This window comes from Candidatus Endomicrobiellum agilis (genome assembly GCF_020328115.1).
In the GTDB taxonomy this organism is placed as follows: Bacteria; Elusimicrobiota; Endomicrobiia; order Endomicrobiales; family Endomicrobiaceae; genus Endomicrobiellum; species Endomicrobiellum agilis.
In genome coordinates this window covers 108286-123726 of record NZ_JAIXMW010000002.1, presented here as the reverse complement: position 1 = coordinate 123726, position 15441 = coordinate 108286, and the positions used below count along the sequence as shown (strand labels likewise).

Annotated in this window: 17 protein-coding genes; 14 read left to right on the top strand and 3 right to left on the bottom strand. The window is 39.4% G+C overall.

Annotated elements, in window-relative coordinates; translation table 11 throughout:
- The first annotated feature begins 229 nt into the window (after positions 1-229).
- The 8 genes from LE179_RS01955 to LE179_RS01920 all read left to right on the top strand — a co-directional run bounded on the left by LE179_RS01955 (position 230) and on the right by LE179_RS01920 (position 4265).
- The gene (locus LE179_RS01955; protein WP_374128695.1) at positions 230-415 is read left to right on the top strand and encodes a hypothetical protein; all 186 of its coding nucleotides are present in this window, start codon (positions 230-232) and stop codon (positions 413-415) included.
- A gap of 73 nt (positions 416-488) precedes the next feature.
- On the top strand, positions 489-635 hold the full coding sequence (locus LE179_RS01950) for a hypothetical protein (protein ID WP_374128694.1): 147 nt from the start codon (positions 489-491) through the stop codon (positions 633-635).
- Between the two features lie 251 nt (positions 636-886).
- Complete coding sequence (locus LE179_RS01945; protein WP_374128693.1) at positions 887-1012, top strand: hypothetical protein; 126 nt, start codon at positions 887-889, stop codon at positions 1010-1012.
- Positions 1013-1937: 925 nt separating this feature from the next.
- Positions 1938-2351: a hypothetical protein gene (locus LE179_RS01940; protein WP_374128692.1), complete on the top strand. Its 414-nt coding sequence runs from the start codon at positions 1938-1940 to the stop codon at positions 2349-2351.
- Positions 2352-2399: 48 nt separating this feature from the next.
- Positions 2400-2759 carry a hypothetical protein gene (locus LE179_RS01935; RefSeq protein ID WP_374128691.1) on the top strand — a complete coding sequence of 120 codons (360 nt, stop codon included), beginning with the start codon at positions 2400-2402 and terminating at the stop codon, positions 2757-2759.
- An 18-nt stretch (positions 2760-2777) separates the two neighbouring features.
- A complete protein-coding gene (locus tag LE179_RS01930; protein WP_374128690.1) occupies positions 2778-3476 on the top strand; it encodes a hypothetical protein in 699 nt (232 codons plus the stop codon).
- A gap of 169 nt (positions 3477-3645) precedes the next feature.
- Positions 3646-3921: a hypothetical protein gene (locus LE179_RS01925; RefSeq protein WP_374128689.1), complete on the top strand. Its 276-nt coding sequence runs from the start codon at positions 3646-3648 to the stop codon at positions 3919-3921.
- Between the two features lie 74 nt (positions 3922-3995).
- On the top strand, positions 3996-4265 hold the full coding sequence (locus LE179_RS01920) for a hypothetical protein (RefSeq protein ID WP_374128688.1): 270 nt from the start codon (positions 3996-3998) through the stop codon (positions 4263-4265).
- 309 nt (positions 4266-4574) lie between these two features.
- Here LE179_RS01920 and LE179_RS01915 read toward each other — a convergent pair whose 3' ends face one another.
- From LE179_RS01915 to LE179_RS01905, 3 genes are all read right to left on the bottom strand, one after another.
- A complete protein-coding gene (locus LE179_RS01915; RefSeq protein ID WP_374128687.1) occupies positions 4575-4955 on the bottom strand; it encodes a hypothetical protein in 381 nt (126 codons plus the stop codon).
- Between the two features lie 549 nt (positions 4956-5504).
- Entirely contained in the window at positions 5505-7601 is a 2097-nt protein-coding gene (locus LE179_RS01910; RefSeq protein ID WP_374128686.1) for a glutamine synthetase III, read from the bottom strand.
- A 188-nt stretch (positions 7602-7789) separates the two neighbouring features.
- The gene (locus tag LE179_RS01905) at positions 7790-9100 is read right to left on the bottom strand and encodes a sodium-dependent transporter (RefSeq protein WP_374128685.1); all 1311 of its coding nucleotides are present in this window, start codon (positions 9098-9100) and stop codon (positions 7790-7792) included.
- Positions 9101-9867: 767 nt separating this feature from the next.
- Between LE179_RS01905 and LE179_RS01900 the strand changes: the two genes are divergently transcribed.
- The 6 genes from LE179_RS01900 (at position 9868) to LE179_RS01875 (ending at position 15434) form a co-directional block, all read left to right on the top strand.
- The gene (locus LE179_RS01900; protein WP_374128684.1) at positions 9868-10518 is read left to right on the top strand and encodes a histidinol phosphate phosphatase domain-containing protein; all 651 of its coding nucleotides are present in this window, start codon (positions 9868-9870) and stop codon (positions 10516-10518) included.
- 582 nt (positions 10519-11100) lie between these two features.
- The gene (gene gcvH / locus LE179_RS01895) at positions 11101-11475 is read left to right on the top strand and encodes a glycine cleavage system protein GcvH (protein ID WP_374128683.1); all 375 of its coding nucleotides are present in this window, start codon (positions 11101-11103) and stop codon (positions 11473-11475) included.
- A gap of 11 nt (positions 11476-11486) precedes the next feature.
- A complete protein-coding gene (gcvPA, locus tag LE179_RS01890; protein ID WP_374128682.1) occupies positions 11487-12818 on the top strand; it encodes an aminomethyl-transferring glycine dehydrogenase subunit GcvPA in 1332 nt (443 codons plus the stop codon).
- Positions 12819-13339: 521 nt separating this feature from the next.
- Positions 13340-13870 carry a hypothetical protein gene (locus LE179_RS01885; RefSeq protein WP_374128681.1) on the top strand — a complete coding sequence of 177 codons (531 nt, stop codon included), beginning with the start codon at positions 13340-13342 and terminating at the stop codon, positions 13868-13870.
- Positions 13871-14262: 392 nt separating this feature from the next.
- Positions 14263-14826: a hypothetical protein gene (locus tag LE179_RS01880; RefSeq protein WP_374128680.1), complete on the top strand. Its 564-nt coding sequence runs from the start codon at positions 14263-14265 to the stop codon at positions 14824-14826.
- Positions 14823-15434 (top strand): hypothetical protein, encoded by a 612-nt coding sequence (locus tag LE179_RS01875; RefSeq protein ID WP_374128679.1) that lies wholly within the window; start codon positions 14823-14825, stop codon positions 15432-15434. The genes LE179_RS01880 and LE179_RS01875 overlap by 4 nt, the downstream gene beginning before the upstream one ends.
- Positions 15435-15441 lie beyond the last annotated feature (7 nt).

The following is a 15441-nucleotide window of genomic DNA, read 5'->3' as shown; positions in this document are numbered from 1 at the left end:
AGCTCCCGATTTGGTGGCTGTATGTAGCCGGATGAGTGTTTTTTGCAGCTGTACTCGCATTTACAATTTACGGAGATAGGCACAGATACATCCTCACGAATTTCGAACTCAACCTGCTTGAGGCGCAAGAAAATTTTCTGAAGATTTTTAAAACCTCTATAAACGGTGCTGAAGCTTGGTGGCGCTAGACCGAAAAACGCGGATTAATAGAAGTGACGTCCAACCAGATATGCACTATAACGGAAAAAAATACATAGCCGTCAGAGCGAAACTTTTTAAAGATGAAAAGACTGGATATAATGTTTATGAGGAGTCGTGTTTTGAGGAGTACTGCGTACAAGCGGGAGTGAGTAATGAAAAAGGCAAGCAGGAAAGGATAAAAAAAAATAATAAAAAGAGCAGTGAGTACAAATGAAAAAAGGGATGATTATATATAAACAAGTATCTCGGGCGAGCGGATAACTCTGCATGAGGCAGAACGTAAAGTATTGGTAGCGAAAGAACAGGAACAGAGAGAGGAAGAAGCAGAAGAGACAGACAACAGGGAAGAGTTTGGAGAAGCGATAGAAAGCGCGAAAAAGCAGAGAGGGAAAGAGGAGTTGGTAAAAAAGCGGTTTGGGTTAATAGATATTTAGAGCGTGATACCAGCGAGAAAAACGGCGAGAAATACCGTATTGTGTGCAGAATTGATTATGTGATTTGGGCGAAGTTGCAGGCGCGAGCAAAGCAGAAGAATATGCCGCTGAGTTCGCTGCGCATGAATATACTCGAAGAACAAATTATTAAGTACAAGAAGAATGAAATAAAGTGTGGCATGTCGGAAAGCCAAACAAATAATCCGACATAATCTCTTATCTGTTCCGCATAGGATAGGAAAAGATTAATATTGTTGTTCTTAACTGTAAGTTTAATTTCTGGCTGTGATAGACAGCTTCAGAATAGTAGTAAATCTGGCGCTGCTGTTAATACTGTTGTTAAAGAGGTTAATTCTCAGAGCGGCGGTAAATCTTGATGCTAATGCGTCTAATAATCCAAATCCTTCGCCATTGCCGCCAGCAGCGACAACACTCACTCTGATGACCACTCATTCAAGTCCGCCATTCTATGTGACTTTAGGTGTTTGGTGTATGGCTTTCAGTTTGGGCTTTCTTTTTTGCGGTTGTCTTGGAGGTTGCGGTTCTACTTGTGTGTTTCATTATGTCTTTAAATATGTCTTTGCGAAATATTTATCTTCCCTGTAAAAATTGGTTTCCGTCCCGATAGGATGGGTACAAAATGAAAAAAGTAATATCGTTGTTCTTGTCTGTGTAATCTTAATCTCATAATCTCAGGCTGTGGTAAACCGCTTAATAATCTTAAATCTGAAACTGCGGAGACTGATACTCAAAATGCTGGGCGGGTTAATCCAACGCTCAAGTCGACGCTGGCGCCAGCGCCAACGACAGTATCTGCTTTTACAGGAATACCACCTTTGCCATCTGCTCCATCGGAAAGCTCTTCAATCTAGTCGTCCTTATGACCTGTCTCTCAATTTTTTGCTGGTATGGCTTTTTGCTGTTGGTATGATTGGGGGATGTCGTCTCTTCGTGGGTAAGTTGTTGTTGTGTTTAAGCCTAAAGTCTAAAGCCTAAAGCCTAAAGCCTAAAGCCTAAAGCCTAAAGCTAAGAAGCCTGCCACTACTTCGAATGAAATTGTTGGCACTAACTCTTCTGGTGCTGGTGGAATTCCTTCTATTACTAATCCTGACACTGATGGCGGTGGTGCTGGTTCTAGCGGCGAGCATCATTCTAGTAATCCGCCTCCCAATGGAGCAACTGCTATTCACGCATGAACCAGAACAATCCTATACAAGGATTGTCCGTGGGTATCCGATTGCTGAGTTATTTGAAAATGCGTACTGTTTTCCAAAAAAATGAAAAAAAGTTATATGAGTATGTTTGTGTATATGTCTGGCGTCTGACTGTGGTAAGTCGCTTAATAATGAAGGAAGCGGAGGCGTTTCAGCGCCGATGCTGACATCAGATACTTCAAATGCTTCCGCTCTTGCTTCTAAACCTTTAAGAGCTTTGGCTCTTGAGACGAATGAAACTGTTCCAGATTTGTCCGATGATGTTGATGTTTGCTATCGCCGTATACTACAGCAGTCTTCGTTTTCTTCCTGGATTGCTTGGTATGGATATGTTCATATGATTGATTTAGGTAGTAGTGTAAATCTGCGTTTGCTTTATATCTCTGTTATTGTTGCTTTTTGGTTTATTGGTGCTATGGTTTGCCGTGTGCTTACTGATGAGTTGGGCGCGTGTTTAATAAGTTGGTTGTGTAGGTTGAGTGCGTATTTAGGTGGTGCATAAAAATTAATTAGACCTGCAATTTGGTATGAATGTCTTCCTGTGATTAATATGCGTAATTCGTTTATAAAATATGTTGTGAATATTGGTTTTCGTGTTGTTGCTCTTGCTGGTGTATCTTACGGCGTTTATAAGTTGTATGAATATGTAAGACCTGAAAATTTTTATTGTATGCCTTTTACTTTAGATACTGTTGACCTTACTCCTGAACAAGCCATTCCGCAAGGTTATAAAGGTTGTTATTGGAATTATCTCGTTGATGATACTTATCGTGATTGGAAGACATATAAACCAATTAAAGAAACATCTGTTTTTAATATACGTGATAATGTTGGGGTTAAATATAAGTATCTTTATAAACCTGAAAGTTATCTGCAATTTTTTTATCGGCAGGTTGTGGAAAAAAACTAGGAATAGCTAAGAAATAAAATGAAAAAAATTATATGTATATGTATATGTATATGTATATTTTTAGCGTCTGGCTGTGGTAAGCTGCCTAATCATGGAAGTCCTGTGAATACTGTTGTTGAGAAAGAAGGAAGCGACGGCGTTCTAACGGCTCCGCTGATATCAAATACTGTTCTTAAATCTTCAAAATCTCCCGCTCTTGTATCTGAGCTGAAAGAGCCTGTTCCAGCCTTGTCCGATAATCTTGCGTCTTCCTCTTGGCTTTCTTGGCATTGGTATTTTCCTGCGATTAACGCAGGTAACTTAGCTGCAAATTTGGCTTTGAATATTATTGCTTATGCTGTTACTGTTGCTGTTGCTCTTGCTCTTGCTCTTGCTGTTATTGCTGGCGTATATTATGGCGGTTATAAGTTGCTTTATGAATTTGCAAACCATGAATTTATTCCTATAGATAAATTAGGTACTGTTAATTTTTCTGAAGAAAAAGCTCTCTCAGAAGGTTATAAACGTTGTTATAAGATACCTAGTATTAATTGTTATTTTGCTTATGATACATTCAATTGGATTGACGAAATACCTGTTTTGAATAAAGGTGTTCCTGTGGGTTCTAATTATTCGCTTCTTTATAAGCCTAATTCGTCAATTCTGAAATCTCTAAAAACTCTGTTGAGGAAGAAATTTAAAATGCCTGTGAAGCGCATTATACTCATTGAGGAATAGAATGCCTGAAAACGTTGAGAGCGTTACAGAAGATATTTTAAAGGAAACACGCAGTATCTACATTTCCGCACAGTCGTTAATAAGGCGTTTGACGAGTCTCCGAGAGAGTTAATTGAGATGTGCGAAGATGTAATAAGTTCAATCTACAGAATTGAGGTCAGCTAAAAAAATGGAAAAAGTAACAGCTTTGTTCTTAATTATAAGTTTAATATCTGGTTGTTCAAAATATGACAAAGACGGCTATGGTAGAGAAAACTATAGCAGAGCTGGTTTTGATAAAGACGGCTATGATAAAGAAGGTTTTAATAGAAATGGCTATAGCAGAGGTGGTTTTTATAGAAGAGGACATACTGTGAATGGTACTTATTATTATGACAAAGAAGGCTATGATAGAGAAGGCTATAGTAAAGCTGGTTTTAATAATAAAGGTGATGATGATATATGATACCGAGAAGGTAAAAAAATGAAAAAATTAATTGCAGTAATTTTAGGCTAAGCTTAATTGCAGGCTGTGAAAAAATGCAGCTACCCGTTGCGCCTGTAGTAAACAATACGTTGTCTGAGCCGCGGGTAAATATAGAAAAAATGGAAACGACAATTGACACAAGCGGAATTGAAAAAGCGTTTAGCGTCCCGCGTACTCTTGCGGAACTTCGTGTTATGATTTCCGCTGCCGGCTTCGTTTGGAATTATTGCATACCCGGCGAAGAAAAACGCAAATTTTATCACATACCGCTTACCGTTGCGGCGGCTCTTTGCGTCGGATTCGCGGACAGATTGTTAAGTTGAATTCTGTAATTAAAAGCTGTTAAGTGTGTAGCTGCTCGCTGATGTATTTGAAATGCATGTTAATCCAAGATAAATAATACAAAGAGAATAATTATAAATTAACCACGAAGAGAATATTATCGCTGGTCTTAGCAGCAATCTTACTCTCTGGCTGTAGCAGGCTCGGCGATGGCGGAAACGCTGAAAATTTTGATGATACCGGCAGAGTAAGCAAAAAAACACATCTCTGTCGTCTGAGCCTGCAAATATGTTCGTGACAACACCAACACCGCCGACTGAACCAACATTTACGACAAAACCAACAGCACCCTATAAGCCTCTCTCAAAATGTTTAGAGGAATTGTGCGGTAAGGGAAATGGTTGCTCGTATTTGTGGCATTCTTGGTTTTCTTTTGGCGTAAATTCATTTCTCGTTCTTGTTTTGGCGTCGGCACATCCTTCTATAATTAAATTTGCTAAGTTTTTGAGGATATTTAGAATGTTTTCTGTTCTGAGTTTTCCTGTACGTGCAGCTCTTACAAATCCTTCTTTTTTGCTTAAATCAAAAATAAGTTTAGCCGCTTTGGCTGTAGATACGTGGTTATCGTTACGCGGATTTATAACAAAAAAACCCTCAATAAGTTTTAAGGTATATTCGCTTTTTAATGAGAGGAGAGTTCCTGCCGCCAGCATACATATCATCTTTCTCATTTCTGTTTCTTTTTGTAAAAGCCGGATATGATTTTGTTTATGTGAGCGTATTCCCGCGCTTTTTTTTACTTCTCTTAAATTTCCTTCTTTTATGTTTATTTAGGCTTCTTTACTGTGCATTAAATCCATTCCAAACGACGAACTGCGTCTCTAATATTTAGTACAGAAGAATAAGTCGTATCCTTAATTTTTTAACAGCGTCAGCTGTACTGTGTTTTACAAACTCTGTTTTGACTGTACGGCTCAGGTCGTAGATATTCGCTCCGCTCATCTACATCGGCTCGACCTCTGCTGTTTTTGCGTTTATATAGGTGGCGAACGAAATGAAGAACATTTGTGATAGACGACACTCTTTCGCAATTACTTAAGAAGTGAAATAAACGCGGCGTCGTGCATGATATATGCGCTATTGGCGGGAAATTAGTTTTGGACAGCGCCGCATGGCAGTCGTCTTTATATTTGTAAACTCTTAGAACAGTACGCTTAGTTTTTAGAATAACGCATAGTCTTTTTGTCAAAGTTAATATAATAGCTGAGCGTTATTTTTCGTTAAAAAGCGTTTAAGAGCCTCTGATAGCTTGCCAGCGGCCAGAACTCATCCGCAACCAAATCTTCGGCGGTATCTACTTTTTCTCTTAAGCTTTCCAGAATTTCTGCGCCTTTAGACGCGAATTCGTCGGCTGTTGCAGCGAAATCGCCGTGGTCTGCATTGAGAAAATTCGCCAAATCAGTGCGATGTTTTCTTATATCGCCGTAAAGTTTAACCAGAATTTCAAGCTCTTTCGCGAATATTTCTGATTCTTCGCTGAACTTACTCAAATTTTTGTTTGCCTCCGCCAAAACGTTTATATGCTTGAGAATTGCGGGGAGCAGTAAAGTGTTTACAATTTTTATCGCGTATTTATATTCAATTTCTTTCGTCTTTACGTAATTTTCGAGTTTTATATCAATTTTTGATTTAAGCTCTCTTTCGGTTAGTATGTTATATTTTGAAAAGACTTTTATTACGTCCTCGTCGAGAAAAAGTTTTAACGCTTCAGGAGTGTTTTTTGCATTAGGCAGCCCTCTTTTTGCGGCTTCTATATGCCAGTCTTGGGAATATCCGTTTTTCTCAAATCTTACGTCTTTTGTTTCTGCAATTATTTCTTTTACTACTTCTAACGCTTTCTTTTTTACGTCGCTGCCTTTCTTTGCTTCAATTCTGTTATATATTTCGTCAAATCCATAGGTCGCTATTAGGTTTAGCGTAGTTCCCGCTTCTGCCGGATTTGCCGAAGAGCCAAGAGCCCTGAACTCAAACTTGTTGCCGGTGAAAGCGACGGGAGAAGTTCTGTTTCTATCGGAATAATCCCTGTTGACGCTGGGAAGATTCTCCACGCCTAACGTGATTTCGTTTACTTCTTTTTCATTTATAATGCTCGCTTTTTCTATTGAATCCAAAAGATCGTTTACGAATTCGCCAAGATAAATGGACATAATCGCCGGCGGGGCTTCGTTTGCGCCGAGTCTGTAATCGTTGCCGGCGTCTGCAACGCTCGCTCTTAAAATTCCGCCAAACTTCTTTACGCCGAGCAATACCGCGCAGACGGCTAAAAGAAACGATATGTTCTTAAGCGGAGATTTTGAAGGCTCAAAATAGTTTGTACCCGTATTATCGCCTATAGACCAGTTGAAGTGTTTGCCCGATCCGTTTACGCCCGCGAACGGCTTTTCGTGCAAAAGAGCGACCATATTATGCTCGTCGGCGACTTTTCCGAGAATTTCCATTATTTGCAGATTATTGTCTATCGCCAGATTTTCTTCTTGATGAAGAGGCGCCAGCTCAAACTGGTTGGGAGCGACTTCGTTGTGTCTCGTTTTTACCGGAATGCCTTTGCGGTAGAGTTCGTAGTCGACGTCTTCCATGAATTTTAAAATATTTCCTTTAATGTTTCCAAAATAGTGGTCTTCCATCTGCTGCCCTTTTGCGGGTTTGCCGCCGAACAAAGTTCTTCCGGTGACTGTTATATCGGGTCTTGATTTTACAGCTTTCTTAGATAGGAGAAAATATTCCTGTTCAATGCCTGCAAAAACTTTTATCCGTTTTGCGTTTTCATTTCCAAGCAGTTTCTGAAGATTTATCACTTTTTCGTTTAAAGCGATGAGAGATCTAAGTAAGGGCGTTTTGAGATCGAGAACTTCGCCGGTCCAAGAAAGGAAAACGGAGGGAATTACTAGAGTTTTTGTTTTCCCCGCTTCGAGAAGAAATACCGGAGACGTGGGATCCCATGCCGTGTATCCTCTTGCCTCAAAAGTTGACCTTATTCCGCCTGACGGAAAAGAAGAAGCGTCGGGTTCGGACTGCACCAGCTGCGAAGCCGAGAATCTTTCTATTATTTCTCCGCCTTCGCCGTAATCTATAAATGAATCGTGTTTCTGGGCGGTGCCTCCTCTTTGAGGCTGAAACCAATGCGTAAAATGCGTCGCTCCGTTTTCAAGAGACCATTCTTTCATTGCGTGAGCGACTTCGCCTGCTATCGATTGATCTAAAGGTTCAAGATTTTCGCTAGCCGCTACAAGCTTTTTGTAGATATTTTTGCTTAGCTTCTGTTCCATTATTTTTTTTGTAAATACTAATTCGGCATAATAATCGTGAACTAACCGCATAGTTTCTCCTTCTATATAAAATTATGTTTGTAGATACTTAACAATACAATCAATCTAACATTTTGCTCGTAATGATGTCAACATGAAAAATATAATTTTCAATCAAAATCGCCGGGAATGGCAATAAAAAAAGCGCCGAAGCCTAAAGTTTTCGGCGCTTTCTATTGCTTTATATTTGTAAAAGTCTATTATTTTACTTTAAGGATATTGAGAATGTAAACTATAATTACTCCGCTGCAAAAGATATAACGTCCCATAGGCATAATCCATTTGCCGACTGGTTTGGAGCGTCCGCTTTGAATTTCCTGCAGGACCCTGCTTTTTGGAACAATCCAAAAAAGAAAAATGCCGCTGACTAGAGCGCAGAAAGGGATTAAATGGATTTCAAGCATATCGACAATCCATCTTACGTTTCCCACTACAAAAACATTACACATCACCGCTGTTACTGCTGAAACAATGCCTACAGCCCAGCCGCGCCGTATTTTAAATTTATTTTGCAGTACTTCAACCACAACTTCAAACATGCCTATAAGCGAAGTGAGAGCGGCAAAAAATACCGCGATAAAAAAAGTGCCCATAAGGAACTGCCCTAAAGGCATACTTTTAAAGATCTCGGGCATTGTTATAAACATAAGAGCTGGACCGGCTTTAATGTCTTTGCCGAAAGCAAATACGGCGGGAATTATCAGCAAAGCCGCAATTATTGAAGCCAGCGTGTCTAGAAATACGATATTTTTTGCAGAAGAAATTATATCGCCGCTTTTTTTCGCGTAAGAGCCGTATACGACCATAGTCGAGCCTCTGATAGACAACGAATAAAAAACTTGTCCCAGCGCCAGTATCCACGTTCTTGGATCAAACAAAAATTCCCATTTCGGAGTGAGAAGATATTTATATCCTTCTAAAGCATGCGGCAGAAAAGCGACCCTTACCGCCAAAACCAAAAGCAGAACAATAATTGCGGGAATCATAAATCTACAGCATTTTTCAACGCCTTTTTCAACGCCTTTTACTATGGTTATGGCAGCTGCGGCTACGGTTATAACAATCCATACTAAAGCATTGCTGGTGACAGCCGAGTCAAAATATTGGGCGCTGTTAGATGCATTAAAAACTGAACCTGTAAATGATCCTGCCAGAAAACGCACAACCCATGATACTATCAGTGTGTATCCTATCGCTTGCACTAAAGCAACCAAAACGCATATCCAGCCGAAAACCTCTCCCGGCTTTCCATTTTTACCTCGTATTTCTAAAGCTTTTTTAAAAGCTAAAACGGGTCCCGCTCCTGTGAGTCTGCCGATGGTCACTTCGCCAATTACTGCAATAAATCCTAAGACAAGCAGACAAGAAATATAGGGAATTATAAATGCTGCACCGCCCATCTCTCCTACGCGGTACGGGAACAGCCATATGTTTCCCAAACCTATAGCCGAGCCTGCGGCGGCAAAAATCAAACCCCATTTTGACGAAAAAGAATCTTTGATAGCGCTCATAGTTGCTTTTTCTCCAGTGTTTTTATAAATTTTTAATCTTTAATTATCAAAAAAATAACTGCTTTTTATGAAGAAAGGCAAGCAGCATTATAACAATTTTTTTCTTATTTTATCAAATAAATTGCGCGTGTTTTTCAAGCTTTAATTGTCTCGTTTTTAAAGTCGGCGCGGCGTTTTCCCATTTGCTGTCGGCTGGTTAATGTGTTTCCAAGTCGGATTTGAAACCAAGTCCGCTTCCGATAAGATTTTTATTTACTTATAAATCGCGAAAAATACAAAAGAAGGAATAAACGCTTGGTAGTCGTATAGTAAGATATTATAATTGTAATGGCGAAAAAACTTTATTATTGCGTTATGTCGCATTATATGAGACTGCTGTCGTTTATAAGCGCGTCTTTGGAAAAGGTTTTGTTTTTCAATCGGCTGGTGGTTTACTCTTAAGAAAAAACGGGAAAGCATGCTGCACAAGCGGAAAAAATATCTGTAGCAAGGCTTAAACGGAAAATTGAAACCTATGGGCAAATAGAATAGAGCCGCCTAAATAGTCGCCGGGTTAAAAAAGAAGGTTCGTGAAAAGAGATAGGGCGTTTGTCAAAAATCCGCTGGCGGTTCCTATGACTGCGGCTTTAAAAGATGTTGCGGTTTTGCAGTAATAATAAATCGCGGATATTTGCAAATGACGGCGGCAGTACGCAAGCGCTAAAATTAAAAAAAAAGGATTGACTGTTAATTCGCATCTTTGTATAATCTTACTCAAGGTTAAACAAATGATAGATTTACATACGCATACTTTCTTTTCAGATGGTGTTTTATGTCCGTCTGAACTTGTCTATAGAGCAAAATACAAAGGCTATACTGTCATTGCGCTCACAGACCATATTGACTATTCCAATATGGAAATTGTTATTCCAAGCATAATTAAAGTTGCAAAAATGTTGACGGAAAACTACGGTATTTTAGTTTTGCCGGGTGCGGAACTTACATATATTCCTCCAAAACTCATAAAAGACGCTGCGGATAAATGCAGAAAACTCGGAGCTGAAATTATTGTGGTTCACGGCGAGACTGTCGCTGAAACTGTTCCTCCGAAAACAAATATGTGTGCCGTTGAAGCGGGCGTCGATGTATTGGCGCATCCCGGACATTTATCTGAAGAAGAAGCCGGTATTGCGGCTGAAAATAACGTCAAAATAGAAATTACTTCAAGAAGAGGACATAAGGCTACAAACAAAGAAGTTGCGGAAATCGCGCTTAAGAAAAAAGCGAAGCTTGTTTTAAATACAGATTCTCATGATCCGGATAATCTTTTGACAAAAGAACTTATAGAGCAGGTTTTGTCAGATGCGGGTCTGCCGGCTAATTATTATGACATTATGCAAAAGAATTCAGCCGAAATTGTTAGAAGTAAAAGAATTTAATAAAAATAAATTCCGCAAGTCCTCAAGAAGTCGATTAAATGAGAAAGTTTCAGAGTTTGTCGTAAAGGCGGATTGAAGAAAAAAAGATAAGGTTTTTTGCGGCTGCGGTTTTTGCGCTGGCAATAATTTTAGTGATATTTATTTTGAGATTTTGTATGCGGCTGAGAAAATGCCGTCTGTAAAATTGAATGCGGTTTATGCGTTTTTTTGCACGCGGACGGACGCAAAAATAGAATTGTCCTTAATTAAGCAGGACGATAGTTAAGTTTTCAAAAACTTCTGCTGCATATCGGGCGGAGCTTGCTTAAAACTGATGCGGTGAGTTTATAAACATTGTGAAGCTTTAAAAATTTTGACGGAATCTGCAGCCGGCGGGAAAAAATGGCATCGTAAAATTGATTTTGTCTATGTTTGCAATAGCAATGAAACTGCAAACAGCGGAAAAAGCGCCGTCGTAAAACTGCTTGCGCAGGCGTAAAAATTATTTGCGTTTATGATTTCCAAAAAGATTATTAGCACCCGCGTCGAGTCGGTGCGTAAAATTGTGTTTATAAGAATATATTATTGAAAAAGGAGTGTGTAATGAATATTCCGCAGGATTTAAAGTATACGAAAACCCACGAGTGGATTAAAGTTGACGGCAATAAAGCTAAAATTGGCATAACTGATTTTGCCCAGCATGAAATTACGGATATTGTGCATATGGAACTTCCTGAAATAGGTAAACAGGTAAAAAAAGGACAGCCCGCTGCCGTTGTAGAATCTGTCAAATCTGCTTTTGATATATATGCTCCGTTGACTGGCAAAGTAATTGAGATAAATGACAGCGTTTTGGGAACTCCCGAAATTGTCAATCAGTCGCCCTATGAAAAGGGCTATTTGTTTGTGATTGAGTTTGCGGACGAAAAAGAGCTTGATGATTTACTTAAAGCGGACGACTATAAAAATTTAATTTAAGAGATACTATCATGGATTATACATCGCAGAACCAAAAAGATAAAAAAAAGATGCTGGAGACGATAGGCATTGGCGGCGTAGACGAGTTGTTTGACGTAATTCCTAAAGATTTAAGGGCAGAGAAACTCAATGTTTCCGGCGGCAAAACAGAGCAGGAGCTTTTAAATTATTTTTCGAGGATTGCTTCCAAAAATAAAGTGCTTGCCTCTTTTAGAGGCGGCGGTATTTACGATCACTATATACCTTCTTTAGTAGGGGAAGTTGTGGGAAGATCAGAGTTTTTGACTGCGTATACGCCTTATCAGGCCGAAGCGAGTCAAGGTACTCTTCAGTCGATTTTTGAATATCAGAGTTTAATTTGCGCTTTGACTGGTCTCGACACGTCAAACGCCTCTCTTTACGACGGCGCAACCGCAACGGCAGAAGCCGCTTTGCTTGCTTTGAGAGCAAGCGGAAAAAGTAAAATATTAATTTTTCAAGGATTGCATCCGGATTACAAGCAGACTTTAGAAACATATCTTGAAAATTCTCAAGCTGAAGTTGTCGTTTTAGGCGGCTTGGAAAACGGCGGAATAGAAAAAGACGTCCTTGATAAAGCTGTTGACGGCGATACGGCTGCGGTTATAATACAATCGCCTAACTATTTCGGCGTTATTGAAGATATGCCGCCTTTGTCTGCTATTGTAAAGAGTAGAAATTCGCTGCTTATCGCGGTTGTGAATCCTTTGTCGCTTGGCGTTTTTCAGTCGCCGGGCGAGTACAATGCGGATATTGCCGTCGGCGAAGGACAAGTTTTAGGCTCCACTATGAGCGTAGGCGGGGCGACGTTCGGGTTTATTGCCGTAAAAAAAGCTTTGGAATGGAAAATGCCGGGAAGAATTGTCGGGCAAACCGTTGACAAAGACGGTAACAGAGGATTTGTGCTAACTCTGCAGTCCAGAGAGCAGCATATAAGAAGGGAAAAGGCGACGTCAAATATATGCACCAGCGCGGCTTTAAATGCGTTGGCAGGTTGCGTCTTTTTATCGGGCTGGGGAAATGACGGTTTTAAAAATCTTGCTGAAGTTAATATATCAAAGGCAAGATATGCTTTCAATAAAATAAAATCTTTGGAAGGGTTTAAAGCGAAATTTGAAGACAAAGTCTTTTTTAATGAGTTTGTTATTGAAACGGCAAAAAGTGTTAGTAAAATCCAAAAAACTTTGCTTAAAAACGGTTTTCTCGGTCCTTTGGATTTGTCCAGCGTAAATAAAAACCTTAAAAATTGTCTTTTGTTTTGTGTAACGGAGCAGAGAACTAAAGCTGAAATTGACAGACTGGTTGAGATTTTGGCGAAAGCGTAAAAATTAGAATATAGATATAAATATTGTTAAAATTTCTGAAGGTTTAGCAGCTTCTTGAAAATGAAAGCAGATAGTATTTATTTACATTAAAAGAAAATTGCCGATATATACCGATGGAAAACGAATGTTATTTTTGAGCGCGAAAACAATAAAGTCCTTATTGAAAATTTCAGAAATCGGATATACCGCCTGCTTCTGCTGCTCTTTTAAAGACAGACGAATCAAAAACAGTGTGCGGGATATCCGTTAGAAGACCGCCGGCGGAGGAAATGGCAAGATGAGACGTAAGCCCCTCTTTGTACTTATTGTGTTTATGTAAAACTTGCCGCAAGGCAAATAAAAGGAATACGAATTCAACTGTCCGATTGGCTCGGACGTTAACCATGAATTGATTTGAAATTGAGCCGAAAGGCAGTCCTCAGACTGCCGAATTCGGCGACACTTATAAAGCTGTAAAAATACATCTGTATCCTGCCTGTCCGCATAGGACAAGATAGGACAGTTTAGGGAATGGAATAAGTATGAAAAAAGTATTGTCGTTATTGTTATGTATAATCTTAGTCTCTGGCTGTGGTAAACTGCTTAACAAATCCCAACCTGTTAAAACTGATAACAAAGTTGCTAATACTGATAAGGATAAGGTTAATCCAAGTCCATCGCCGTCGTTTTCGCCAACTCCAAGACCTACATCAACGCCCACGCCAACACCATCACCATCACCATCACCATTACCTGAGGAAAATTCTGTAATCCCTGATGGCATATCAAAAACCGAAATCGGTATTCTTATCGGTTCTGTTCTGACTGTTTTGGTTGTTCTTGGCATACTTTGGAAATTTAGTTGTTGTTGCTTTGGTGATAAAAAATCTGGTAAGCCTGCTAGTATTCCTAATCATTTAAGACCTAACGTGAATACGAAAAAAGATAATCCTCATAATCCTTTTAGTTTTGTGCCTAATCCTGCTTCTGCAGGTGATGATAATGCTCCGCCTTTTGGTAATAATGGCGATCTTCAAGGAGTATCCTTTCAAGGAAGTATTCCGCATTTGTGATTTAGGCTGTTTGAGCATGAAACAGGGCAATCCTATAAAGGGATTGCCCGTGATTGGCAGATTTCCGAGTTGTCTAAAATGCATACTGTTCCAAGATAGATAATATAAAGAGAATAATTATAAGTCAAAGAAAGAAAAACGGAGTAATCCGTTTAAGGACTACTCCGCTGACTGAATGATGAAAAAACAAAGTAGAGGCATTAGAATGCAAGTGTTATTATATAAAAGTTATGCAGAAAAAGTAAACGGAGCAATCAGACGCCCAGCCTGATTAACTCCGTTAATTGGGTAAATACGAAATAAAATCAATCCACAAAAAAAGAGCAAGAATAAACAACCTTTTTCCTTTTTGAAAGTTGGTTTCTATTTCAGATATATCATACAAAAACAAAATGAAAAAAGTAATGTCGCTGTTGTTAATCGCAGTTCTAATATCTGGCTGTAATAGAACGGCTGACAATGTCAGCACTGCACCACAGTCCTTAAATGCTTCCGCTCCTGTACCACAGTCTCAAAATGCTCCCGCTTCTGATAAGTCTGACTTAAATCCTGCAGATGAATTGTGTGGTAGTAAAAAAAAGGCTGACTTGTATTGTTTGCATGCTGGGTTATCCGCTCTTGCAAATGTGGTTTTCCTTTTAATGGTGGAAGAGTGTTCTTCGCATTGTGCGAGTATGTTTTTTACGATGTTAAGAATGGTTTCCGCTTTTAGTTTTCCTGTACATGCGTATCTTACAAATCCCTCTCTTTTGTCTCAGTCAAAATTAAGTTTAACCGCTTTGGCTGTAGATACATGCTTATCGTTATGGTGGCTTATAACAAAAAATCCTTCAGTGATTTCTCATACTTGGTATGCTCAGCCTATTCTTGAGCTTTTCCGATTAGTTGCGTATCCTCATGTTTGGGATATACTCTCTTCTGATTTCTATCTTATAAAAGGTGCAATATGGAAATGAAAAAAATAATATCTGTATGCTTATGTATATGCCTGATGTCTGGCTGTGATAAGCCGCTTAGGCATGGAAGACCTGTGAATGCTGTTGTTGAGGACAAAGGAAGCGAAGGCGTTCCAACGCATTCGCTGACGTCAGATACTTCCGCTCTTGCACCTTCAAACACTCCCGCTCCAACACCTGAGCCGAGTAAGTCTGCTTCGCCTGCGTCTGGTAATGTTGATACAGGTAGCTCAGTTGTGAAATATGGTCTTTGGGCTTTTGCTGTCATTCTGTCCGTTATTGCTGTGTGTGGCGTTTATAAGCCGCTTTATAGATTTGCAAGTATCAAAAAACCTATCTATGCCTTAAGTAATTTGAAAGTTGTCTCACCTTCAGATATTAAGTTAGGTTGCTTAATGTGTTATCCTAACGATGGTCATTTTTTTGATCGTTGTACAAATGAATATATTGACGCAATACCTGTTGATTTATATTCGCCTTCTGTTGACGAGTATCGTTTCTATTATCAACCTGATTCGCCAAAGTTGAAACTTCTGAAAACTTGGTTGAGGAAGATATTCGGAATTGAAGTACCGAAGTCCCCTTATAAAGCGTACCCTTATAGATAGGAGAATA

Coding starts and splice junctions, on each gene's coding strand:
- LE179_RS01955 (WP_374128695.1), top strand. CDS start 230: ATGCACTATAACGGAAAAAAATACATAGCCGTCAGAGCGAAACTTTTT.
- LE179_RS01935 (WP_374128691.1), top strand. CDS start 2,400: ATGCGTAATTCGTTTATAAAATATGTTGTGAATATTGGTTTTCGTGTT.
- LE179_RS01930 (WP_374128690.1), top strand. CDS start 2,778: ATGAAAAAAATTATATGTATATGTATATGTATATGTATATTTTTAGCG.
- LE179_RS01925 (WP_374128689.1), top strand. CDS start 3,646: ATGGAAAAAGTAACAGCTTTGTTCTTAATTATAAGTTTAATATCTGGT.
- LE179_RS01920 (WP_374128688.1), top strand. CDS start 3,996: ATGCAGCTACCCGTTGCGCCTGTAGTAAACAATACGTTGTCTGAGCCG.
- LE179_RS01915 (WP_374128687.1), bottom strand. CDS start 4,955: ATGAGAAAGATGATATGTATGCTGGCGGCAGGAACTCTCCTCTCATTA.
- LE179_RS01910 (WP_374128686.1), bottom strand. CDS start 7,601: ATGCGGTTAGTTCACGATTATTATGCCGAATTAGTATTTACAAAAAAA.
- LE179_RS01905 (WP_374128685.1), bottom strand. CDS start 9,100: ATGAGCGCTATCAAAGATTCTTTTTCGTCAAAATGGGGTTTGATTTTT.
- LE179_RS01900 (WP_374128684.1), top strand. CDS start 9,868: ATGATAGATTTACATACGCATACTTTCTTTTCAGATGGTGTTTTATGT.
- gcvH (WP_374128683.1), top strand. CDS start 11,101: ATGAATATTCCGCAGGATTTAAAGTATACGAAAACCCACGAGTGGATT.
- gcvPA (WP_374128682.1), top strand. CDS start 11,487: ATGGATTATACATCGCAGAACCAAAAAGATAAAAAAAAGATGCTGGAG.
- LE179_RS01885 (WP_374128681.1), top strand. CDS start 13,340: ATGAAAAAAGTATTGTCGTTATTGTTATGTATAATCTTAGTCTCTGGC.
- LE179_RS01880 (WP_374128680.1), top strand. CDS start 14,263: ATGAAAAAAGTAATGTCGCTGTTGTTAATCGCAGTTCTAATATCTGGC.
- LE179_RS01875 (WP_374128679.1), top strand. CDS start 14,823: ATGAAAAAAATAATATCTGTATGCTTATGTATATGCCTGATGTCTGGC.